The sequence below is a fragment of the Faecalicatena contorta genome (assembly GCF_001404335.1).
Classification (GTDB): Bacteria; Bacillota; Clostridia; order Lachnospirales; family Lachnospiraceae; genus Faecalicatena; species Faecalicatena contortus_B.
This window is the reverse complement of sequence record NZ_CYZU01000032.1, coordinates 16,698-39,627: the sequence shown is the minus strand read 5'-3', so window position 1 is coordinate 39,627 and position 22,930 is coordinate 16,698. Positions and strand designations below refer to the sequence as shown.

The following is a 22,930-nucleotide window of genomic DNA, read 5'->3' as shown; positions in this document are numbered from 1 at the left end:
AATAAAATCCCCAAAGTATTTTAAGAAGAGGCTGAAATAATGAAACTAACGTAATACATCAGGCAGGCCTGTCTGAACCGTTACAAACTAATGCATCAAAAATTTAGGTCAATATAACAGTAAGTTGATTATTATTCAATGTACAAGCATCAAGGAGGAAACTGCTATGGCTGATATTATTATTACACTCTATCCTATTTTGTGTGTGCTGCTGCCCTGTCTTATCTATATGTTTATCCTGGCTCGCAAGCCCGGAAACCACCTGACTAAGGCTCATTTTATCTGGGTATTCCTGTTTCTGTTCTACCTGCATATGGTACTGGACACAACGGGGATCGGAACCATATGGGACATCGGCAAATACGACAGTATCCTTTCACTGGACAAGATCAACCTGGTTCCATTTAACGATGGGCTGGAGTTTTCACAGATTCTGAATGTCATTATGTTCATGCCGCTTGGATTTCTCCTGCCGCTGCTCTGGACCAATTACCGTACACTCCCCAGAGTCCTTCTGGCCGGAGCCGGCTATTCTCTTTCCATCGAAATCTGCCAGTTATTCAACAACAGGGTTACCGATATGAATGACCTGATCATGAACACCTTCGGCGCACTGGCCGGCTATTGTATCTGGATCATATACCGGCGCCTGTTTCCCCGGACCGGCACGAGGAAAGAGCTCGCACTCTCCCTCCACGAACCTGCGGTTTACATGGTGCTGAGCGTACTTGCCGTGTTCTTCCTGTGCAACTGGAGGTGGATGGTATATAAGTTGTATATGTAAGAGACCATACACATAAGAAACTTTTGTCAATCCGTACTAAGATGTTCTGACGGCACCCAACTATAAGAGTCCGGCATCAGCTTAAACCGCTGATGCCGGACTCTTATTAATCATGTTTAGTTATCATTCATATTAGCCAGTTTTGCTGCCTGGTCTGCAGCGGTCAGACTGTCTATAATTTCATCCAGATCCCCGTTTAAAATCGTATCCAATTTGTGCAGCGTCAGCTTAATTCTGTGATCCGTAACCCGTCCCTGGGGGAAGTTGTAGGTTCTGATCTTCTCAGAACGGTCCCCGGTTCCGACCTGGCTTCTTCTCGCCTCAGCTTCGGACGCCTGCTGCCTTTCCAGTTCCAAATCATACAGCTTGGAGCGAAGCAGGCGGAACGCCTTTTCCTTGTTCTGCAGCTGTGACTTTTCGGTCTGGCTGTAAATCACAATCCCCGTTGGATAATGGGTCAGACGCACAGCGGAGTCCGTTGTGTTGACGCACTGTCCGCCGTTTCCAGACGCACGCATAACGTCGATTCGGATATCCTTCTCCTCGATGACAACGTCCACTTCCTCGGCCTCCGGCATAATGGCAACCGTAATTGTGGAGGTGTGGATTCTGCCGCCGCTCTCTGTCTCCGGCACACGCTGTACACGGTGTACGCCGCTCTCATATTTCAAACGGGAGTAAGCGCCCTGCCCGCTGATCATAAACACACACTCCTTGAAGCCGCCGATTCCGTTTTCATTCAGGGAAATCATCTCCACCCTCCAGCGGCGTCCTTCCGCATAATGAACATACATGCGATAGATCTCTGCCGCAAACAGCGCAGCCTCATCTCCACCGGCTCCTGCACGAATCTCTACGATTACGTTCTTCTCGTCATTGGGATCCTTCGGCAGCAGCAGAATCTTCAGATCCTGTTCGAGCTCTTCAACACGGGCTTTCGAATCGTTGAGTTCTTCTTTTGCGAGCTCCCGCATCTCCTCATCAGATTCTTCATCCAGCATGACCAGGCTGTCCTCTATATTCTGCTTACACTGCTTATACTCTTTGTATGCCTCTACGATCGGAGTCAGGTCACTCTGCTCTTTCATCAGTTTCCGAAATCGTTCCGGATCATTGGCCACATCCGGCTCCTGCAGTTCTCCCATTACTTCCTCGTAGCGGATCAGCAAATCTTCTAATCTGTCAAACATATTTCTCTATCCTTTCTCACAACTCACTTCATTCATCATACACGCCCGAAACGACCCGGTCAAGTCCTGCCAGATCCTTTTTTACGGCAACATGGGTATAGCCCGCTTCACACATCATGGATTGCACGGCCTCACCCTGAGCGGCCCCGATCTCAAACAGCAGACATCCGCCGCTTACGAGAAAGCGCCTTGCCGTGTCCACAATCTCTCTGTAAAAATACAGACCGTCCTCTTTGCCGTCTAGCGCCAGAAGAGGGTCATGCTGCCTCACTTCTTCCTGCAGAGTCTCTATCACATCGGTTCTGATATAGGGAGGATTGGACACGATCATCTGAAAGTTTCCCTCCACCCTGTCAAAGAGGTCGCTGTGCAGGAAATCTGCGCGGATATGAAGCGACTCCGCATTCTCCCGGGCTGTCTCCAACGCTTTCTCCGAAACATCCGCCCCTGTTCCTTCTATCAGCAGCTTTTTTTCTTTTCTTATCTCATGCAGAATACTCAGCAGGATACATCCGGAACCAGTGCACATATCAAGCAGTCGAAATGCTTTTTCGTTCTCCCTTCGGCTGCTCCCGGTAATCCCGGCAGACACACCGCAAGAATTTTCTTTATATTTGCGTATAAACCGGATGGATTCCTCAACTAACGTTTCTGTATCCTGTCTCGGAATCAGCACATGTTCATTCACCCGGAATTCCAGGCCCATAAATTCCTGCGTTCCGGTCAGATGCTGCAGGGGGATCCTCTGCGCCCTTTTTTCTATAAAATCTATATACTGCTTTTCCTGTACCTCTGTCAGAATTTTATCCGGCATGGCATAATACATGGCCCTGCCGACACCACTCACATGTTCCAGAAGATACCATGCATCCAGGCGGGCATCTGTGATTCCGGCCTCTGTTAACAGCTCTTCTCCCCTTTGAAACGCTTCACGCAGTGTCATAGCTGCTGCCCCTCGGCTGCGGCATGGCCCGTCATACCATATTGTCCGGCCGTCTGCCCGGATGCTGCAGCGGTTTTCATTTCCTGATCCGGTGTCTTCTCAACTGATGTGCCTGCTGGCAGCTCGATACCGAAATTCTCCGCCAGATATGCCTTCCAGTCAAATACGGCTTCCACTGCACAGATAGCCACTTCAATCATGCTGTCATCCGGCTCTTTCGTGGTCAGATTCTGCACCCACATTCCCGGCTTGCTCAGCAGGTTAATGAAATAATTATCACTGTTTCCGGCCAGTTTGATAATCTCATATGATACCCCTGCGATCAGCGGGAGAAGCGCGATACGCAGCACAACCCTCATAACCTGCGACTCTGCTGTAATAAAGAAGCAGAATATAATACTCACGATCATGACAAAGAACAGAAAACTTGTACCGCAGCGTTTATGCTGTTTGGAGCTTTTTCTTACGTTTTCTGTATTCAGGATAAGTCCATGTTCAATACAATTGATGCATTTGTGCTCCGCCCCGTGATACATAAATGTTCTCTGGATATCTTCCATCTTGGAGACAAGCAGAATATATCCCAGAAAAATAGCCAGGCGGATCACACCTTCCAGAATGGTAATTACCCCTCTGGACGCAATGTGCTGCCGCAGTATATTACTTAAAAAATAAGGAAGAAGCATAAATATGGCAACCGCAAGAACTACGGAAAATGCGACCGTCAGATTCATGAACAGCTTATCCTGCTTCTCCTTCTTTGCAATCGCTTCCTCTGTCAGCTCCGCCTCTGTCTCATCTTCCTCTTCAAAAAAGCTCGCCGAAAACATCAGTGTCTTCATCCCCAGGACAAGGGAATCAACAAAATTGAAGATACCTCGTATAAAAGGAATCTTCATTAGCGGCTTACACGGGATTACACTTTTATACTCCTGTATATCTACCGCGATCTCTTTATCCGGTTTCCTGACCGCCACCGCATACTGATTACCATTCTTCATCATGATGCCTTCCAAAACAGCCTGTCCGCCTATGTTCGATGACTTCATGCACCCTCCTGTCTTCTGTACCAGAAAAGGGTCAGTTCCTTCTTCTTTGAAGTTGCTGACCTTCTGATCCAATCTGCATATATAGTTACCTGTAAGGAACTGCCCGGAAATCACTTGTGCAAGTTGCTGATCAATGTGCACCAGTTGTGATAGACAGTCCTTTACCCAAGAACAGGCTGAGATATCTCACCTCAGCCTGCAATAAGTCATTCCTATTTAATACCATATTTCTTGTTGAACTTGTCAACACGTCCGCGAGCCTGATTTGCTTTCTGCTGTCCAGTGTAGAATGGATGGCATTTGGAACAGATTTCCACGTGAATGTTCTTGTTTGTTGAGCCTGTTACAAATGTGTTGCCGCAGTTGCAAGTTACTGTCGCCTGATGGTACTCTGGATGGATTCCTTCTCTCATGATTTTCACCTCTCTATTTTAAAATATAGTAATTATAATCTCTAAACAGCTTTGTTATTGTATCATAAGATTTATGGTTTTGCAAGCGATTTTTTAGAATAAACAAATAAAATAGGACAAGTCTTTTTTGTATATCCGGTTTGTGATATAATTCCCATGTTTGATTTATCATTAATGACATAAGGAGTTGCTCATATGGATATCACTGCCCCAATTATCGAACTTTCCGCTTCCACATTTCTAATCGTATGCCCATTTCTTTTTCTTGCCGGGCTGGTAGATGCGATCGGAGGCGGCGGAGGTCTGATCTCTCTGCCCGCCTATCTGATCGCGGGACTTCCTCCTCATATGGCAGTTGCCACCAATAAGATGTCTTCCACCTGTGGAACCACACTTGCCACGATCCGTTTTATAAAAAACGGGCTTGTCAGTTTCCGGCTGGCCATCCCTTCCGTGATTGCCGCAATTGCAGGTTCTTCAATCGGTGCACATATTTCCATGATCGTTCCTGAGAAGATCATGCTGTATGTACTGATTGGCATACTGCCTGTATCCGCATTCCTGGTGCTGAATAAAAAGCTGTTTCATGATAAGGGAAACGACTCTGTTACGCTGGACAAAAGAACTTACATAACCGCAGTCATTGCAGCTTTTATCATTGGCATCTATGACGGATTCTATGGGCCGGGTACGGGTACGTTTCTGATCATCGCATTTACCGTATTTGCCAAGCTCAGTATAAAAACCGCCAACGCACAGGCAAAAGTTATTAATCTGACGACCAATATCACATCCCTCATTATCTTTCTGCTAAACGGCCAGGTGCTGATCCCCGTAGGGATCGCAGCCGCACTGTGTAATATGGCCGGGGGCTACCTGGGTGCCGGAATGGTCATGAAAAATGGCGCTAAAATCGTAAAACCAAGCATTCTGCTAGTACTCTTCCTATTGCTTCTGAAGGTACTCAATGTATACTAATACCTGAAGTAGGGCGGCATATTGCTCAGGCACACCCTAGTACTGCGCTGCGTAAATTCCTGTAATACAGTATTTGCTGTCTGCGCCGGTGTATGCCTTATGCTGCTCTACAAAAATTTCTTTTTGATCACAACCTGGACAAGATCTGCATTGCTCTTTGTCTGTGAGAACATATTCAGCAGGTTGTCCACAGCTTCTTCCGCTTTTAGGCCGTTCATTGCCCTGCGGATAATATAGACTGCATCCTGCTCCTCTCTGCTGAGCAGGAGATCTTCCCTTCTAGTTCCTGATTTTGGTATATCTATGGCCGGGAATACTCTCTTTTCCTGTAGCTTTCGATCCAGCACCAGTTCCATGTTGCCTGTTCCCTTGAATTCCTCGTATACCACATCGTCCATCTTACTCCCTGTTTCCACAAGTGCAGTAGCCAGGATCGTAAGGCTGCCGCCTTCTCTCATATTTCTGGCTGCACCGAAAAACCTCTTCGGCATATGAAGCGCTGCCGGGTCAAGACCACCTGATAGTGTTCTACCTGATGGCGGAACCGTCAGATTATATGCACGGGCAAGCCTTGTAATACTGTCCAGCAGGATCATAACATCCTTGCCATGCTCAACCAGCCTCTTTGCACGCTCAATCACCATCTCGGAAACCCTTTTATGGTGATCCGGAAGTTCATCAAATGTAGAATAAATGACTTCTACATTCGGTCCTGCGATCGCCTCGCGGATGTCTGTTACTTCCTCCGGGCGCTCATCGATGAGCAGAATCAGAAGATGCATATTCGGCTCACGCTTTTGTACGGAAAGCGCCACTTCCTTCAGCAGGGTCGTCTTACCGGCCTTCGGCGGTGACACAATCATACCTCTCTGTCCTTTTCCTATAGGAGAAAGCAGATCAACGATTCGCATAGCTGTTGAACATCCCGGTGTCTCCAGGCGGAGCCTCTTATTTGGGAAGATCGGAGTCAGGTCCTCAAAATTATTTCTCTTCATTGCCTCCGACGGCCTCATGCCATTGATGGTGGAAACATACAAAAGGGCGCTGAATTTCTCGGACTGCGTTTTAATTCGTGTATTTCCGGAAATGATATCACCGGTTTTCAGATTAAATCTCCTGATCTGTGAGGGGGATACGTATACATCGTTTTCACCGGGCAGATAGTTCTCGCATCTGATAAATCCGTATCCGTCCGGCAGAACCTCCAGGATCCCGTTGGCTGACTTGCCGCTGTCCAGCTGTTCGATATCCGTGCCTTCCTTCTTCTCTTTCAATTCTTCTTTTACTTCTTCCTTGGCTTCTGCCCTTGCTTCTTCCATCTTCTCTTTCTCGTCCTGGGCCAGCATAGCGTCAATCAACCCGCTTTTTTTCATAGCTGACACACCCTTCATTTTTCGTGCCTTTGCCAGGTCTTTTAATGTTGCAAGCGGCAGAGATTCATATTTTTCTCTCGTCATAATACTTTAATTCCTTTCTCAATAAATATATGGCTTTTCTACAGTATTCTTTTGTTTCAATCCACGCCCGGTAATATCACAGAGTACGTCTACGGCCAATACATATGCGTAGATTAATCTCATGCCAGTGGGAGAAACCGTTTCCTCTCCAGCCAAAACTGTCGTTAATCTTGTTTTTCATGATTCATCTCACCGACTATAGCGGCGGGAGAATCCTCATCTTATCTTGTTAAATTTTACGGGAACCTTTAGTCTGAAACGACTTGTCCGAATTCAGGCGTCTGCCTGTATCCTCAAAGATATACTATTCCTATCCGTGCTCGGTAATTTCACAGAGTACGACTACATCTTAAATCTGTAGCTATTATACCTCATCTTCCACCAAAAAGAAAGAGTTTTTTTAGGGGGTGGGGTTTCGGCTCGGAGTGGATGAAAGGGGGGACGCTTACCGTAAGCCGGGACGGGCTGCAAAAAGTACCTGTCCTGTTGGTAATACAGACCGCTGCGCCAAGCGGCAGTAAGAGGTAATCTGCAGAATCAGCCGGAACCGAACACATTCACCGCTTAATCTGGTGATTAAGCGGCTCAGGTGTTCTAAAAAGCTGCTTCGGTAGCAGCTTTTTTCCGGCTGATTCTGCAGATTACCTCTAACTGCCGCTAGGCTCGCTAGGATGCATTTCCAACAGGACAGGTACTTTTTGCAGCCCGTCCCGGCTTACGGTAAGCTGTTTCATCCGGCCGGCAGAAAAGAACGCGCTCCCCAGTTGTGAAACTAACGGGGGCTGCGGATGGAATTGGATTGGTGATATCCTTTTTTATGTCTGAGATCATACTGGCTATATAAAATCCCGTGTCCATTTTCACGGCTGTTTCCCGCCTAGAATCACTTAGGTTCGTGTCCGCGTTTTGAAAGACAGGTATGTTCTTCCGGAGGCTTGCGGCTATCCCTTCATGGAGCGTCCCCATCCACCAGCGAAACTAAATCTCGTTACTATAGCAATCCTGCCTTGCGTTGCTTTTATAAGAGTGTTATTATATTGGACAGATAGCAAGAATCTATAAGAATATGAAGATACAGCGAGGTAAGAAAGATGACAAACAGTGAAAAAGCATTGCAGATGCACGAAAAATGGCAGGGGAAGATCGAGACTACGGCCAAGGCCCATGTGAACTCCCGCGAGGATCTTGCCATTGCCTATACTCCTGGTGTTGCAGAACCCTGTAAGGCAATCGCAGAGGATCCGGAAGATGCCTATAAATACACGATAAAGTCTAATACGATTGCAGTTGTCTCCGACGGAAGTGCGGTTCTTGGACTCGGCAATATCGGCGCCCTGGCTGCGATGCCGGTTATGGAGGGGAAGGCCGTTCTTTTTAAGGAATTTGGCGGCGTCAATGCGGTTCCGATCTGTCTTGATACCCAGGATACCGAAGAGATCATTCAGACTGTAGTTAACATTGCTCCCGCCTTCGGCGGCATTAATCTGGAAGATATCTCGGCCCCGCGCTGCTTCGAGATTGAGGAGCGTTTGAAAGAGCTGCTGGATATCCCTGTTTTCCATGATGACCAGCACGGGACGGCTATCGTTGTCCTGGCCGGTATTATCAATGCGCTGAAAGTCACCGGAAAGGTCAAAGAAGAATGCCGCGTGGTAATTAACGGTGCGGGATCTGCCGGTGTTGCTATCACCAGGCTTTTGCTTACATATGGTTTCCGTCATGTTACCATGTGTGATATCAATGGTATGATAAGCAAGGCCTCCCCTGATCTGAACTGGATGCAGCAAAAGATGGCAGAGGTTACCAATCTGGAAGGGCGGACAGGTACGCTGGCCGATGCGCTTCAGGGTGCAGATATATTTGTAGGTGTCTCTGCACCTAATATTGTGACAAAAGAGATGGTATCCTCTATGAACAAGGATGCAATTCTTTTTGCAATGGCGAACCCGGTACCGGAGATCATGCCGGATCTTGCAAAAGAAGCCGGTGCAAGAGTCGTTGGGACAGGACGTTCCGATTTTCCGAACCAGGTGAATAATGTGGTGGCTTTTCCGGGTATATTTAAGGGCGCCCTGGAGGGGCGCGCGTCCCAGATTACGGAGGATATGAAGCTGGCTACTGCCAAGGCAATCGCCGGACTTGTTGCGGAGGAAGACTTAAATGAAAACAATATCCTGCCGGAAGCTTTCGATCCGCGTGTAGCCGAGGCGGTGAGCAAGGCAGTAAAGGAACTGATATAGATGATGCGCTGGGGGGAAAAGCGTTACCGCTCCATGGACTATGACCTGAAGCAGGCCTATGGGGAAAAGGTATATAAGATCACCCTGGACGGCGGCATGACCTGCCCGAACCGGGACGGCACTTTAGGGCACGGAGGCTGTATCTTCTGCAGCGCCGAGGGCTCCGGGGACTTCGCCGGCTCAAGGGTCTGCTCTGTCACAGAGCAGATAGCCGCCGGAAAGCAGGCCCTGAATGGGAAACGTCCGGTTCACTCTTATATCGCATACTTTCAGGCATTTACCAATACCTATGCTCCGGTAAGCCGTCTGGAAGAGCTGTACATGCAGGCCATCGCGGATCCTGAGGTCCGTATCCTCTCTATCGCCACAAGGCCCGACTGTCTGGGCCCTGATGTCCTGGAACTGTTAGATAGAATCAACCGGATCAAACCAGTGTGGGTGGAACTGGGGCTTCAGACAATTCATCCCGCAACTGCCGCGTATATCCGGAGGGGATATGACCTGCCTGTCTTTGAAAGTGCAGTCGGTGCTCTCAGAAGAATGAACATTGCCGTGATCGTCCACACCATCCTCTATCTGCCCGGCGAGACCAGGGAGCAAATGCTGGAGACACTGGATTATCTGAACCACATGGATATACAGGGCATAAAGCTGCAGCTTCTGCATATTTTAAAAGGAACGGATCTTGCCCTGGAATATGAACAGCATCCGTTTTACGTCCCCGGGATGATAGAGTATATTCAATTATTGGGCACATGTATCTCGCATTTGAATCCCCGGATCGCAATACACCGTCTGACCGGCGATGGTCCCAGCGGTCTTCTGGCTGCCCCGCTTTGGAGCAGCAATAAAAGAACTGTCCTGAACACCCTGCACCGTTATCTGAAGGAGCAGGACATCTGGCAGGGAAAGGAGTATTATGACTGAAACATTTACCCTATATAAGTTAATCGTATTATACATGCTGGAGAAAGTAGATTTTCCGCTGACCACATCCCAGATCTCGGAATTCATTCTGGACAAGGGTTATACTACTTATTTTAAGCTGCAGGAAACGCTGTCGGAGATGGTGGAATCCGGGCTGCTCCGGGTGGAGACCACCCACAACCGTACGCTGTACCACCTGACGGAAAATGGAGCGGAGACAATCCAGTTCTTCAAGAATAAGATCTCAACCGCAATACAGAACGATATTGATGAGTTTTTAAAAGAAAAGAGGTATGACCTAAAAGAAGAAGTTGCTATTAAATCAGACTATTACCTGAATACAAACCATGAATACGAGGTGCGCTGCCAGATCGTGGAAAATGGCTTCAGCCTGATTGATCTTAAGATCACTGTCCCGACGGAGATCGAGGCCGAAACCATTGCCAGCAACTGGTCAAGGGAGAGCCAGAAGATCTATTCCTCACTCCTGTCTCAGCTTCTCTAAATATTCACGTATGGTTTTTTCGTATCCAAGGACGCCCGGTTCATAGAATCTGGCGTCTTTTATTTCGTCCGGAAGGTACTGCTGCTTTACGTAATGCCCCGGATAATCGTGTGCGTATTTGTACCCGACTCCGTGCCCCAGCTTCTGTGAACCTTTATAGTGGGCATCCTGCAGATGGGCGGGAACCGTTGTCTTCTTCTGCCGGACACATTCTGTTGCAGAAAAAATGGCATTGGTGGCGGAGTTGCTTTTCGGTGCGGATGCAACATAGGTCACTGCCTGCGAGAGGATGATCTGCGCCTCTGGCATCCCGATGCGCTCCACCGCCTGTGCTGCGGACACCGCAACCGTCAGCGCCATTGGATCTGCATTTCCCACATCCTCCGAGGCACAGATCATAATCCGCCGCGCGATGAACTTAATGTCCTCCCCTGCATACAGCATTTTTGCAAGGTAATAAACGGCAGCATCGGGGTCTGACCCCCTCATGCTTTTTATAAATGCAGAGCTTGTATCATAATGGTTATCTCCCGTCTTGTCATACCGCACAACACGCTTCTGAATGCACTCGCTGGCCACTTCCAGCGTAATATGGATCAGCCCGTCCGCCCCTCTTTCGGTAGTCAGTATGCCCAATTCCACCGCATTCAGCGCATTTCTTGCATCACCGCCCGATACATCGGCCAAAAACTCCAGCGCCTCCTCCGTAATTTCCGCCTTGAAGGTTCCCATCCCCTTCTCTTTATCATAAACGGCGCGTTTCAGCAATGTCTTTACATCCCCGCGTTCCAAAGATCTCAGCTCAAACACACTGGACCTTGAAAGCAGAGCGCCGTTTACCTCAAAGTAAGGATTCTCCGTCGTCGCCCCTATCAGCGTGATGGTTCCGTCTTCCACATAAGGAAGCAGGTAGTCCTGCTGCCCTTTATTAAACCGGTGGATCTCATCGATGAAGAGGATGGTCTTCTTCTGGTACATGCCAAGAAGCTCCTTTGCCTCTTTTATCACCTCTTCCATATCCTTTTTTCCGGCTACAGTCGCATTGATCTGCTTAAACTGGGCGCTTGTTGTATTCGCTATCACTTTGGCCAGCGTTGTTTTTCCGGTGCCCGGAGGGCCGTAAAATATCAGGGAACCCAGCTTATCCGCCTTGATTGCGCGGTACAGCAGCTTGTCCTTTCCGATAATATGCTGCTGCCCCACTACTTCTTCCAGCGTGGACGGCCGCATTCTGGATGCCAGCGGCGCTTCCTTCTCTTGATTTGTCTCTCTCATATAGTCAAATAAATCCATTTTTTTCCACTGCATGACAATCTGAAACAGACTATCAGGCTTTTCCTTTCTCAACGATATCCCGCACGGCCTCCCCCGCAATCAGCAGGCCCGCAACAGGGGGCACAAAAGAGATACTGCCGGGTATGCTGCGGCGCTGCCCTTTATCCTCCCCGGTATCCCTTTCGGATGTATCAATTGGTTTCTCTTTGGAATACAGTACTTTCAGATGATAGATGCCCCGGGCTTTGAGCTCTTTTCTCATCACCTTGCACAGCGGACACACGCTTGTTTTGGACAAATCTGTGATCTCAAACATCTCGGGGTGCAGTTTATTTCCTGTCCCCATGCTGCTAATGACCGGGATATCCAGTTTCAGCGCCAGTTCCACCAGCGCCAGCTTGGCAGTGACCGTATCTATGGCGTCGATTATATAATCCGGTCTCTCCACAAACAATGCTTCCAGATTATCCGGAAGCACAAACATCTCATATGTTTTTACACAAATCTCCGGGTTAATGTCCCTGATCCGTTCCTTCATAACCTCTGTCTTATATCTTCCGATGGTACTGTGATAGGCAATGGACTGCCGGTTGATATTGGTCAGGGAGACGGTGTCATTGTCGATCAGCGTCAGGCGGCCGACACCGCTGCGCGCTAGCGCTTCAATGCAGTGTGAGCCCACGCCCCCCACGCCGAATACCATCACAGACGCCGCTTTCAACCGCTCTATCCCAGCTTTTCCAATCAGTAATTCCGTCCTGGAATATTCATTTAACATCTTTTCCTCCATAAGCTGCAGCTCTGCTGCGGCTACCTCTATAGGACATGTATCCTGCCCCTGGGGTTACGTTTATTCTGCATGTCAGTCCAGCATCAGCTCATCTACGGTCACAAACTCGTATCCCTCTGCCTGAAGCAGATCGATGATGCGCAGCGCCGCTTTTATGGAGCTGTCGTAACAGTCATGCAACAGAATAATATCATTTTCCTGCGCTTCCGTCACTACTTTATTGACAATTTCATCTACATTTTCCGTAGCCCAGTCCAGAGGGTCGATGCTCCACATCACCGGCAGCACATGGATCTTCTTTTCCAGCTCCTTCTGCCACAGGCCGAACGGAGGGCGCATAAACTGCACTTCCTCTCCCGTAATGTTTTTGATTGCCTCATTGGTGAGCATTAGCTCCTGATAGGCTTCATCGTTGCTTACTTTCGTAATTTCCACATGGTGATATGTATGGTTACCGATCAGGTGCCCTTCCTCATACATACGCTTCACGATCTCACTGCCGCCTTCCTTTTCTATGTTCTGCCCGATCAGAAAGAACGTTGCCTTCACTCCTCTTTCCTTCAGCCCATCCAGAAGCCGGGGCGTGTAGACGGTGCTTGGCCCGTCATCAAATGTAATGGCAATTTTGGGCTTTTCTGTTATAGAGTCCGCCACATAGGCGGATGCATTGGCATATGCGGTTCCCGGCTCCTCCCCTTCCGCCTGGTTTCCAATTGTAAATAGGGACGGGCAGACCGCTCCCAGCAGCAGAAGCACGTAAACAAAACCGGCTCCCTGCATCATTCTTTTTAAACGCAAACAGCACACAACCCTTTTTTAACGATTCTTTTATATATATGCATTGTACTTAAATTTTATTGATGTTATAATGAACACGTTCTACATATGAGGAGGTTGTATTTAAGATGGAAAAAACACCACAAGCGGAAAATAAAATGGGCGTCATGCCCGTTCCAAAATTATTAATTACCATGTCCCTGCCAATGATTATTTCTATGTTGGTACAGGCGCTCTACAATGTCGTTGACAGCGTGTTTGTAGCGCAGATCAATGAGGAGGCCCTGACGGCGGTCTCCCTTGCGTTTCCTGTGCAGAATCTGATGATAGCAATATCCGCGGGCACCGGAGTCGGGATCAACGCCCTTCTGTCCAGAAATCTGGGGGAGAAAAATCTTGAAGGGGCAAACGCTGCCGCAAAAAACGGAATCTTTCTCGGCATGATCAGCTATATTGTCATGGCGGTTATCGGCCTGGCCGGCTCCCATTTCTTCTTTACCGTCCAGACAAAGGATCCGCTCATTGTGCGCTACGGCACCCAGTATATGCTGATTATAACCGTTGTCTCTGTGGGGATATTCATGCAGATCACTTTTGAACGCCTGCTCCAGTCCACCGGCAAGACGATTTACAATATGATTACCCAGGGAACCGGTGCGATTATCAACATTGTCCTGGATCCGATCCTGATCTTCGGAATGTTCGGCCTGCCGCGCATGGAGGTCGCAGGCGCAGCTCTGGCTACCGTGATCGGACAGCTGGTGGCAGTCTGCATGTCCCTTTATTTTAACTGTAAAAAGAATACGGAGCTGGATCTGAATATGAGGACTTTCCGGCCCAATAAGACAATCATTGCCACTATATATAAGGTTGGCGTTCCCTCGATTATCATGCAGTCCATCGGTTCCGTCATGGTATTTGGGATGAATAAGATCCTTTTGATCTTCTCGTCCACTGCCGCAGCCGTATTCGGCGTATATTTCAAGCTGCAGAGCTTCATCTTCATGCCGATATTCGGTCTGAATAACGGCATGATCCCTATCATAGCATACAACTACGGGGCAAAGAATAGGGAACGGATTATGGCGACCATCAAAATGAGCGTTCTGATTGCCGTGGGGATCATGCTTGTGGGGCTGGTCGTGTTCCAGATTTTCCCTGTACAGCTTCTGGAAATTTTCGATGCTTCCGAAAACATGCTTGGAATCGGTGTGCCTGCACTGCGCATCATCAGTCTGAGTTTTATCTTTGCAGGTTACATCATCATCATCATCTCCGTTTTCCAGGCGCTCGGGAACGGGGTTTACAGTCTGGTGGTCTCCGTGATCAGGCAGCTTTTTGTAATTCTGCCTGTGGCTTATCTGTTTGCAAGGGTGTTTGGTCTATCCAGAGTCTGGTGGGCAATTCCGATTGCAGAGATTGTAGCCGTTACGGTCACCACACTGCTGTTTCGGCGCATTATACGGCTGAAAATCAAGCCGCTCGAGGCACCGGAACCACAGCTGAACCAGGAACTGACAGCAGGATAGGGCTAGCCTCGTCTGTACTCTGTGGGGCTGACCTGCATCTGTTTCTTAAATACTTTTGAAAAATAGAGATTATTCTCAAATCCAACAGAATACGCGATTGCAGCAATGGACAGGCTTGTCTCCTTCAAGAGGAGACAGGCCTGTTTTACGCGGAAACTGCTCAGATACTCCTTGGGAGACTGCTGTTGGCAGGCCTGAAATGAGCGGTACAGATGGCTTCTGCTGATCCCCACATAGGCCGCCACATCTTCCACCGTGATGGGATAGGAATAACTGGTTGATATATAAGCCTTTGCCTTTTCCACATAGGAGAGCTGAATATCTCTGGCTGGTTCCCTGTTGCCCGAATAATGCATAAATGTGGAGAGCAGCGTATACAGGGCGCCTGTCATGGCTACAGCCGCTTCATGGCTGTTCCCCTTTACCTCATAGATTCTGCTCAGCTGGCTCTGCAGAATCTTTCTGGGGGGACCTCCGTTCTCTATGAAAGGTTTTTCTTTCGTGAAATCAGTTGCACGGATAATCGGCGCAGCATCGGTCCCCATAAATCCTACCCAGGCATATTCCCACGGATCTTCACGGTCCGCATAGTATCTGACCTCCGTATCCGGATACAGGATAAAGGTATCGCCCTCCGCCAGCCTGCTGGTGCTGCCATTCACGCTGTAGAACCCGCTTCCCGAGATAATATGGTGGATACAATAGTGGTTCCGCACTCCAGGCCCCCACTGGTAACCCGGCCCGCACTTCTGATGGCCCACATTATAGACCGATAAGGAGGTCAGCAGGTTTTCATCTGCTTTATAAGAATACTTATAGGTTCCTTCCAACATCAATCTCCCCTTTCGTCTAAGATTTTTTTCTTTTTCTGATACTGTTTTTCCCTTCTTTCATTATATCCACCTCTCGATTTTCATGCAACATTATTACATATATCTGCACGGATTTTTTATATACATCCCCGCCCTTTTTCGCTATAATAGGGGCAGGATAAAGAAGGAAGCAGATGTTACTATTCACAGGCTGTGCACCCTGCTGCACGGCACATAGGCCGTGAATAGTAACAACCAGAGAAGTGTATAACATAGACGAAAGTGAGGCAGATATCATGAAAGACAAATTATTCGCAAAATTCAAAGAACTCTTCGGAAGCACTGAGGGTGCAGGATTTTACTTTTCGCCCGGACGTGTGAACCTGATCGGAGAACACACCGACTATAATGGAGGCCATGTTTTTCCCTGTGCGCTAACCCTCGGCACCTATGGCATTGCCAAAAGACGCACAGACAGATCCATGCACTTTTATTCCATGAACCTGGATAGCTTCGGTGTGGTGGAAGCATCTCTGGACGACCTGACAAACAAAGCTGCCTATGGCTGGGCTAACTATCCCCTCGGCGTTGTATGGGCCTTCGCCCAAAAGGGTATCACGCTGGACGCTGGTTTTGACATGGTGATCTGGGGCAATATCCCCAACGGTTCCGGTCTCTCCTCCTCCGCTTCCCTGGAAGTGCTCACAGGCGTCATTCTGACCGATCTCTTTTGTATTGACCGCTTCAGCATGACCGATCTTGCACTCATCGGGCAGTATTCCGAGAATAACTTCAATGGGTGCAACTGCGGTATCATGGACCAGTTTGCCGTAGCCATGGGCAAAAAAGATCATGCCATTTTCCTGGATACCGCGACCCTGAATTATGAATACGCTCCGGTTGAACTGGAAGATGCCAAAATCATTATCACCAACAGTAAGGTAAAACACAGCCTGGTGGATTCCAAATACAATGAGAGGCGCCAGGAATGTGCCGATGCGCTCGCAGCGCTCCAGACGGAGCTGGATATCAATACGCTCGGTGACCTGGATATGGATACCTTTGAAAAATTCAAGGAGGTCATCCCTGACCCGGTCAAAGTAAGGCGTGCCAAACATGCCGTTGCTGAAAACCAGCGCACCATCGAGGCTGTCAAGGCGCTGAAAGAAGGAAATATCACCCGTTTCGGGGAGCTGATGAACCAGTCCCACATATCTCTGCGGGATGATTATGAAGTGTCCTGCGAGGAAATCGATATTCTGGTTGACCTGGCATGGAAAGTTCCCGGCGTGACCGGTTCCCGTATCACGGGCGGCGGCTTCGGCGGATGTACGGTCAGCATCGTAGAAAACAGCGCAGTAGATGAATTTATCAAGGCTGTGGGGAAGGGCTATCAGGAAAAGACCGGCGGCGAGGCGGAATTCTATACTGTAGAAATCGGCGGAGGGGCCCGCAGGATTCCGTCATAGGTAACCTGGAAACAAGAACAGAAAGGTGGAAATAAAATGTCTGTATTAGTATTAGGAGGAGCCGGATATATCGGATCCCACACAGTGTATGAACTTATTGACAGGGGAGAGGATGTCGTCATTGCGGATAATCTGGAAACAGGCCATATCGAAGCGGTGCATCCCAAAGCGCGTTTCTATCAGGGAGACATCCGGAACCGTGCTTTTATCGATTCCGTTTTTGAAAAGGAAACCATCGACGCGGTCATCCATTTTGCAGCGAATTCCCTGGTAGGTGAAAGCATGGTTGATCCGCTGAAATATTATGATAACAATGTCTGCGGCACTAAAGTGCTGTTGGAGTCCATGATTGCCCACGATGTCAAGAAAATCGTCTTCTCTTCCACTGCAGCTACCTACGGAGAGCCGGAAAACATTCCGATCCTGGAAGATGATAAGACCTGTCCCACCAATACATATGGTGAAACCAAGCTGGCTATGGAAAAAATGATGATGTGGACAGACAAGGCCCACGGCCTCAAATTTGTTGCGCTGCGCTATTTCAATGCCTGCGGCGCTCATAAAAGCGGCTGTATCGGCGAAGCACACAGCCCGGAGACCCACCTGATCCCGCTGATTCTCCAGGTTCCGCTGGGACAGCGCGATTATATCAGCATTTTCGGAGATGATTATGACACAAAGGATGGCACCTGTATCCGGGATTATATTCACGTAACCGATCTGGCACAGGCCCATATCCTGGCGGTAGAGTATCTGATGAACGGCGGGGAGAGCAATACTTTTAATCTCGGCAACGGCGTTGGCTTTACCGTAAAGGAAGTCATCGAAACCGCGCGCAAAGCCACAGGCCTGGAGATCAAGGCACAGACTGCACCGAGACGCGCCGGAGATCCGGCAAGGCTGATTGCCTCCAGTGAAAAGGCACAAAAAGTACTCGGCTGGAAACCAGAGCATGCAGATCTTGAAGAGATCATCTCTTCTGCCTGGAAATGGCACAGTACCCACCCCGCAGGATTTGACGATGGCAGGAGGGACGCTTCATGTTAAGTAATTCTATCAAAAAGCTGGTGCAGTACGGTATTCAGACCGGCCTGACTCCGGAGTGCGAACGCGTTTACACAACGAATCTGCTGCTGGAGCTGTATCATGAAGACGAATATGAAGATACTGACTGCGATCTTTCCGGCATTGTCCTGGAAGATGTGCTCAGAGACCTTCTGGACGAAGCATGCAGCCGCGGCATCATAGAAGACAGCATCGTATACCGTGATTTATTTGATACAAAACTGATGAACTGTCTGCTGCCCCGCCCCGCCCAGATCCAGAAAGAGTTCTGGGAACTCTACAAAACATCGCCTGTGGCTGCCACCGATTATTATTATAAGTTCAGCCAGGACAGCGATTATATCCGCCGCTACCGCGTGGCAAAGGACATGAAATGGACGGTTGATACCCAATACGGCACACTGGATATCACCATCAACCTGTCCAAACCGGAAAAAGACCCCAAGGCCATCGCTGCGGCAAGGAACGCCAAGGCTTCCTCCTATCCAAAGTGCCTGCTCTGCATGGAAAATGAGGGATATGCGGGACGTACCAACCATCCTGCCCGCGAAAATCACCGGATTATTCCGGTCACTATCAACGACAGCGGCTGGGGCTTTCAGTACTCCCCCTATGTTTATTACAACGAGCACTGCATCGTATTGAACGGCGAACATGTACCCATGAAGATAGAAAAAAACACCTTCCGGAAGTTGTTTGATTTTGTCAAATTATTTCCACACTATTTTCTTGGTTCCAACGCCGACCTGCCGATTGTAGGCGGCTCCATTCTGAGCCATGACCACTTCCAGGGCGGAAATTACACCTTTGCAATGGCAAAAGCGCCTGTAATCAGCACATTCGAGGTGAAAGGCTTTGAGGACGTCAAAGCCGGCATCGTTAAGTGGCCGCTTTCCGTCATCCGTCTGCAGGGAAAAGATGAAAACCGGATCATCGATCTGGCGGACCATATCCTTAAGGCCTGGAGAGGCTACACCGATGAGGAAGCCTTTATCTACGCAGAAACAGAAGGCCAGCCTCACAACACGATCACCCCGATTGCCAGAATGCATGACGGCCTGTACGAGCTTGACCTGACACTGCGCAACAACATCACCACAGAAGAGCACCCGCTGGGTGTATACCACCCGCACGCAAACCTGCATCACATCAAAAAAGAAAATATCGGTCTGATAGAGGTCATGGGCCTCGCCGTACTCCCCGCCCGCTTAAAGGATGAGATGGAACGGCTAAAGACCTGTATACTGGAGAAAAAAGATCTCCGCAGCGATGAGATCCTGACGAAACACGCCGACTGGGCGGAAGGCTTCCTGCCCGGATATCCGGAGATCACCCCGGAAAATATCGACCATATCCTCCGGCTGGAAATCGGTAAAGTCTTCTGCCAGGTACTCGAAGATGCCGGGGTGTATAAATGCAGTGAAAGCGGACTCAAAGCTTTTCATAAATTCATAGGGATTCTTTAGGGGCTGGGTAGTTGGAAACGGGGAAGGGTCCGCCTGTGGAAGGAGGGAGGTCCGGGGCGGGGAAGAAAATGCAGGGGAACCTTTGCTAAAGCAACCCATTTGCGGAGAATGGCTAAATGGAAAATCTGCTGGATTTTGAGGCATCAGAGACATTCACTGCACAATCTTGATGATTGTGCAGCTCAGGTCTCTTTAAAATCGGCTTTGTGAGCCGATTTTAGCCTCAAAATCCAGCAGGTTTTCCATTAAGCCATTCTAAACCGCGCATTCTATGCTTTTGCAAAGGCTCCCCTGCATTTTCTTCCCCGCCCCGGACCTCCCTCCTTCCACAGGCTGCGTGCATCCGGTATGCAGAGAACCAGCCTGTACGGGGGAATCTGCGGGAGAGGCGGATGGGAGCGGCGATACGGAGGGGGCGTAACGGGAAAATCGGGAGGAATATCACGAAATTCCTTGGCGGAATTGGAAATATAAAAAGCACTTCTTGGGTTGCTCTTCCTCTTCCATCTTGTCCCGCACATCCAACCAAGATCCGCTGCCCTCGTGAAACGCCACCCAAAGTAAGTTTTTATTTCCGGCTGGATGCGCCCAGCCTGCCTGAGATGGGGAGAGGGATGCCGCCGGGACTTAGAGGAGGCTTTTTGTTCGTATAGAGCGCACGGTCTAGAAGTCCTTACGTAAAAGGAACTGTCCATGAGGGATGAAAAGTGATTTTCCAAAATCACTTTTCAGTACTACCTAATGCGAGAAAGCATCAAGCTTTCTCGCTGCATGTAGTACGTGCCCTCATGGACAGTTCCTTTTGCGTTAGGACTTCTCCGTAAGCGGGTTACAAACAAAAAGCCTCCTCTAAGTCCCGGCGGCATCCCTCTCCCCATCTCAGGCAGGCGCCCCCCACACCCGCAAAAATCCTACTTCCCCCGTCTCCTCTTCTTGCGAATACTATATCCGAAGGTTCCGATTTTTTTTCCCAGCCCCAGGTATTCTCCGTGGGAATAGGCGAGGAGTCCTGTTTTATTGAGTTCGAATTTGTTTTTTTCGTTTAGATACGATTCGTCAACCTGTACTGTTTTTACCTCAGCCAGGAACATGTGATGGCTGCCGAGTTCTTTGATCTCGGTTACCCGGCACTCGATGCTGACGGGACATTCTTTTATGACCGGTGCATACAGCAGGGACTCGGCGGGCCCCGAGGTGAGACCGGTTTCTTTCCATTTGTCTGTGTCACGGCCGGATCTGACACCGCAGTAGTCCGTGGCTTTTGCCAGTTTTTCTGTTGTCAGGTTTATTACGAATTCACCGGTGTCTTTTATCATCTGATAGGAATACCGCTCCGGCCGCACGGATATATAGACCATGGGCGGGTTGGTACAGATGGTTCCCGTCCATGCAATGGTCAGGATATTTTGGTTGCCTTCCTTGTCCCCCGCGCTTACCATGACTGCTGGGAGTGGGTACAGCATATTGCCTGGTTTCCATATTTGTCTGCTCATGAATGTATGTGCCTCTTTTCTTTCTCTTACAAATGATGGGTACTTTTGTCCGTTTCAATCACCATATGATCCTATTGCTGCAGTGCGCCTACCAGTGTTGGCACGAGCTGCTTCTTTCTAGATACAACTCCCTTCAGAAGGAGGTCTTCCGTATCCTCACGCAGATCGTAGGCTGACATCACTTTTTCCCTTGCATCCGGCCCGCAGCAGAGCAGTTCGGAGGATTCGGTCACGATATTGGTCAGCATGAAAAATACCATATCCAGGCCGTGTGATTTTCTTGCACTATCCAGATGCGGAAGCACTGTGGTCTTGATTTCCTTCAGTTCATCCGCACTCATAGAGTTCACCTGGCCTACGCCTATCACGATCTCATTGACTGTAAACTGCTTGAAGTCCAGGAAAATAATCTCTTCTGCACTCTTACCTTTCAGATTGCTGCCCGCATTAAACATTTCCAAAGCCAGTTCTTCTATATTAATGTTTGCAACCCTGGCCAGACTCCTTGCGGATGCCTCATCCAGAGATGTACACGTGGGTGAGCGGAACATCAGTGTATCGGAAATGATTGCGGAACAGAGGAGGGCCGCTATCGTCGGCTCCACTACCACACCCTCTTCCTGATACATCTGGTAAATAATCGTAGCTGTACAGCCCACCGGTTGATTTCTGAAAAATACCGGGCCCATCGTTTCAATGCTGCTCAGTCTGTGGTGGTCTATGATTTCCAGTACATCGGCCTCTTCAATCCCGTCCACAGCCTGATTCTTTTCATTGTGATCCACGAGGATCACCTGTTTCTTCCTGCAGTTAAGAAGTCTCCTTCTGGAAATAAACCCAAGGAAATTCCCTCTGTTGTCCAGAATCGGAAAATCACGGAACCGCTTATGTGCCATGACCTCCTTCACATCATCCACATAATCACGCATCTTAAATGATATCAGCCCCTCTTTGGTCATAAAATGCCTGACCGGAATACTCTGGTTAATCTGTCTGGCTACGGTAAACGTATCATGAGGCGTACTAATGATCACAATCTCCTTCTCCCTTGCCTGATCAATAATATCATCCGGAACTTCTGCCCCCTGGCATACAACCATGCATCCCACATTCAGGTCAATCGCACACTGCTGGGCCTCTCTTCGGTTTCCCAGTATCACCAGGTCATCCTGCTCTATAAAATCCGACATGAGATCCCGGCTGGAAGCTGCAATGCCTACTTTTCCTTTCAGCAGATAGCTGTGATCATTACCGATCACGACCCGCCCGCCAATCGTTGTCGCTATATTGCGGTACTGCGTCCTGGCTCTCGACAGAATCGTACTATCATAAACATCCATATAGGATGTGGCGATATCGCCGATCGTAATCAGCCCTTCCAGCTTCCCATCCCTCGTAACCGGAAGCGTCTTAATATTCAGTTCCTTCATCCGTGCCCAGGCCGTCTTAATCGATACACTGCCGCTCAGCCCTTCAATTTTCCTCAGCTCCACGTCCTTAACCTGAACACGCAGATCCGACAAAAGTGCAGGTACCTTCACCTTAAAACGCTCCAGCACATATTGTGTCTCCTCGTTCAGCTGCCCCGCCCTGCGAGGGGTATGGTCCTCCCCTGTCACGATCGTCTTAAGCCTTGCATAAGCAATCGCAGAACAAATAGAATCCGTATCAGGATTCTTATGGCCGACTACATATACTTTTCGTTTATTAACTCCATTATCCATTTTATATCCCCTTTAACCATAAATTCACATAATAGTAGATTGCC

20 protein-coding genes are annotated in these 22,930 nt (G+C 48.8%); 9 read left to right on the top strand and 11 right to left on the bottom strand.

Features of this window, described 5'->3' with window-relative positions:
• Window positions 1–166: 166 nt before the first annotated feature.
• Window positions 167–784 (top strand): VanZ family protein, encoded by a 618-nt coding sequence (locus ARB69_RS15735; RefSeq protein WP_050639972.1) that lies wholly within the window; start codon window positions 167–169, stop codon window positions 782–784.
• Between the two features lie 116 nt (window positions 785–900).
• Here the strand turns inward: ARB69_RS15735 and prfA are convergent, their stop codons facing one another.
• The 4 genes from prfA to rpmE form a co-directional block, all read right to left on the bottom strand.
• A complete protein-coding gene (prfA, locus tag ARB69_RS15730; protein ID WP_055154154.1) occupies window positions 901–1,974 on the bottom strand; it encodes a peptide chain release factor 1 in 1,074 nt (357 codons plus the stop codon).
• 28 nt (window positions 1,975–2,002) lie between these two features.
• Window positions 2,003–2,917 (bottom strand): peptide chain release factor N(5)-glutamine methyltransferase, encoded by a 915-nt coding sequence (gene prmC, locus ARB69_RS15725; protein ID WP_055154152.1) that lies wholly within the window; start codon window positions 2,915–2,917, stop codon window positions 2,003–2,005.
• A complete protein-coding gene (locus ARB69_RS15720; protein WP_055154184.1) occupies window positions 2,914–3,966 on the bottom strand; it encodes a DUF1385 domain-containing protein in 1,053 nt (350 codons plus the stop codon). The genes prmC and ARB69_RS15720 overlap by 4 nt, the downstream gene beginning before the upstream one ends.
• A 212-nt stretch (window positions 3,967–4,178) precedes the next feature.
• Window positions 4,179–4,379, bottom strand: a complete 201-nt coding sequence (gene rpmE / locus ARB69_RS15715) for a 50S ribosomal protein L31 (protein ID WP_025657260.1) — start codon at window positions 4,377–4,379, stop codon at window positions 4,179–4,181.
• A 195-nt stretch (window positions 4,380–4,574) separates the two neighbouring features.
• Between rpmE and ARB69_RS15710 the strand changes: the two genes are divergently transcribed.
• A complete protein-coding gene (locus ARB69_RS15710) occupies window positions 4,575–5,357 on the top strand; it encodes a sulfite exporter TauE/SafE family protein (RefSeq protein WP_207733214.1) in 783 nt (260 codons plus the stop codon).
• Window positions 5,358–5,464: 107 nt separating this feature from the next.
• Here ARB69_RS15710 and rho read toward each other — a convergent pair whose 3' ends face one another.
• The gene (gene rho, locus ARB69_RS15705; RefSeq protein ID WP_050639969.1) at window positions 5,465–6,814 is read right to left on the bottom strand and encodes a transcription termination factor Rho; all 1,350 of its coding nucleotides are present in this window, start codon (window positions 6,812–6,814) and stop codon (window positions 5,465–5,467) included.
• A 1,091-nt stretch (window positions 6,815–7,905) separates the two neighbouring features.
• Between rho and ARB69_RS15695 the strand changes: the two genes are divergently transcribed.
• Genes ARB69_RS15695 through ARB69_RS15685 form a run of 3 tightly spaced genes read left to right on the top strand, consistent with a single transcriptional unit; the run spans window position 7,906 to window position 10,486 of the window.
• Window positions 7,906–9,054, top strand: coding sequence for an NAD(P)-dependent malic enzyme (locus ARB69_RS15695; RefSeq protein ID WP_055154148.1), 1,149 nt, complete (start codon window positions 7,906–7,908; stop codon window positions 9,052–9,054).
• A gap of 3 nt (window positions 9,055–9,057) precedes the next feature.
• Entirely contained in the window at window positions 9,058–9,981 is a 924-nt protein-coding gene (locus tag ARB69_RS15690) for a TIGR01212 family radical SAM protein (RefSeq protein ID WP_055154180.1), read from the top strand.
• Window positions 9,974–10,486: a DUF4364 family protein gene (locus ARB69_RS15685; protein WP_050639966.1), complete on the top strand. Its 513-nt coding sequence runs from the start codon at window positions 9,974–9,976 to the stop codon at window positions 10,484–10,486. Before ARB69_RS15690 ends, ARB69_RS15685 begins: the two co-directional genes overlap by 8 nt.
• On the opposite strand, the gene ARB69_RS15680 is transcribed toward ARB69_RS15685, so the two are convergent.
• The 3 genes from ARB69_RS15680 to ARB69_RS15670 all read right to left on the bottom strand — a co-directional run bounded on the left by ARB69_RS15680 (window position 10,463) and on the right by ARB69_RS15670 (window position 13,334).
• Window positions 10,463–11,779, bottom strand: a complete 1,317-nt coding sequence (locus ARB69_RS15680; RefSeq protein ID WP_050640035.1) for a replication-associated recombination protein A — start codon at window positions 11,777–11,779, stop codon at window positions 10,463–10,465. The two genes, ARB69_RS15685 and ARB69_RS15680, sit on opposite strands and share 24 nt — an antisense overlap.
• A 34-nt stretch (window positions 11,780–11,813) precedes the next feature.
• The gene (locus ARB69_RS15675; protein WP_055154178.1) at window positions 11,814–12,539 is read right to left on the bottom strand and encodes a tRNA threonylcarbamoyladenosine dehydratase; all 726 of its coding nucleotides are present in this window, start codon (window positions 12,537–12,539) and stop codon (window positions 11,814–11,816) included.
• 84 nt (window positions 12,540–12,623) lie between these two features.
• Complete coding sequence (locus ARB69_RS15670) at window positions 12,624–13,334, bottom strand: polysaccharide deacetylase family protein (protein ID WP_050639965.1); 711 nt, start codon at window positions 13,332–13,334, stop codon at window positions 12,624–12,626.
• A gap of 122 nt (window positions 13,335–13,456) precedes the next feature.
• On the opposite strand from ARB69_RS15670, the gene ARB69_RS15665 reads away from it, so the two are divergent.
• Window positions 13,457–14,857: an MATE family efflux transporter gene (locus ARB69_RS15665; RefSeq protein WP_050639964.1), complete on the top strand. Its 1,401-nt coding sequence runs from the start codon at window positions 13,457–13,459 to the stop codon at window positions 14,855–14,857.
• Between the two features lie 2 nt (window positions 14,858–14,859).
• Here the strand turns inward: ARB69_RS15665 and ARB69_RS15660 are convergent, their stop codons facing one another.
• Window positions 14,860–15,690, bottom strand: a complete 831-nt coding sequence (locus tag ARB69_RS15660; protein WP_055154146.1) for an AraC family transcriptional regulator — start codon at window positions 15,688–15,690, stop codon at window positions 14,860–14,862.
• A gap of 275 nt (window positions 15,691–15,965) precedes the next feature.
• On the opposite strand from ARB69_RS15660, the gene ARB69_RS15655 reads away from it, so the two are divergent.
• The 3 genes from ARB69_RS15655 to galT are packed head-to-tail and all read left to right on the top strand — an operon-like array spanning window position 15,966 to window position 19,669.
• Window positions 15,966–17,138: a galactokinase gene (locus ARB69_RS15655; protein WP_050639962.1), complete on the top strand. Its 1,173-nt coding sequence runs from the start codon at window positions 15,966–15,968 to the stop codon at window positions 17,136–17,138.
• A 36-nt stretch (window positions 17,139–17,174) separates the two neighbouring features.
• Window positions 17,175–18,185, top strand: coding sequence for a UDP-glucose 4-epimerase GalE (gene galE / locus ARB69_RS15650; protein WP_050639961.1), 1,011 nt, complete (start codon window positions 17,175–17,177; stop codon window positions 18,183–18,185).
• The gene (galT, locus tag ARB69_RS15645) at window positions 18,179–19,669 is read left to right on the top strand and encodes a UDP-glucose--hexose-1-phosphate uridylyltransferase (protein WP_055154144.1); all 1,491 of its coding nucleotides are present in this window, start codon (window positions 18,179–18,181) and stop codon (window positions 19,667–19,669) included. The genes galE and galT overlap by 7 nt, the downstream gene beginning before the upstream one ends.
• A gap of 911 nt (window positions 19,670–20,580) precedes the next feature.
• Here galT and ARB69_RS15635 read toward each other — a convergent pair.
• A complete protein-coding gene (locus ARB69_RS15635) occupies window positions 20,581–21,162 on the bottom strand; it encodes a flavin reductase family protein (protein WP_055154140.1) in 582 nt (193 codons plus the stop codon).
• 71 nt (window positions 21,163–21,233) lie between these two features.
• Window positions 21,234–22,886: a putative manganese-dependent inorganic diphosphatase gene (locus ARB69_RS15630; RefSeq protein WP_050639957.1), complete on the bottom strand. Its 1,653-nt coding sequence runs from the start codon at window positions 22,884–22,886 to the stop codon at window positions 21,234–21,236.
• Window positions 22,887–22,930 lie beyond the last annotated feature (44 nt).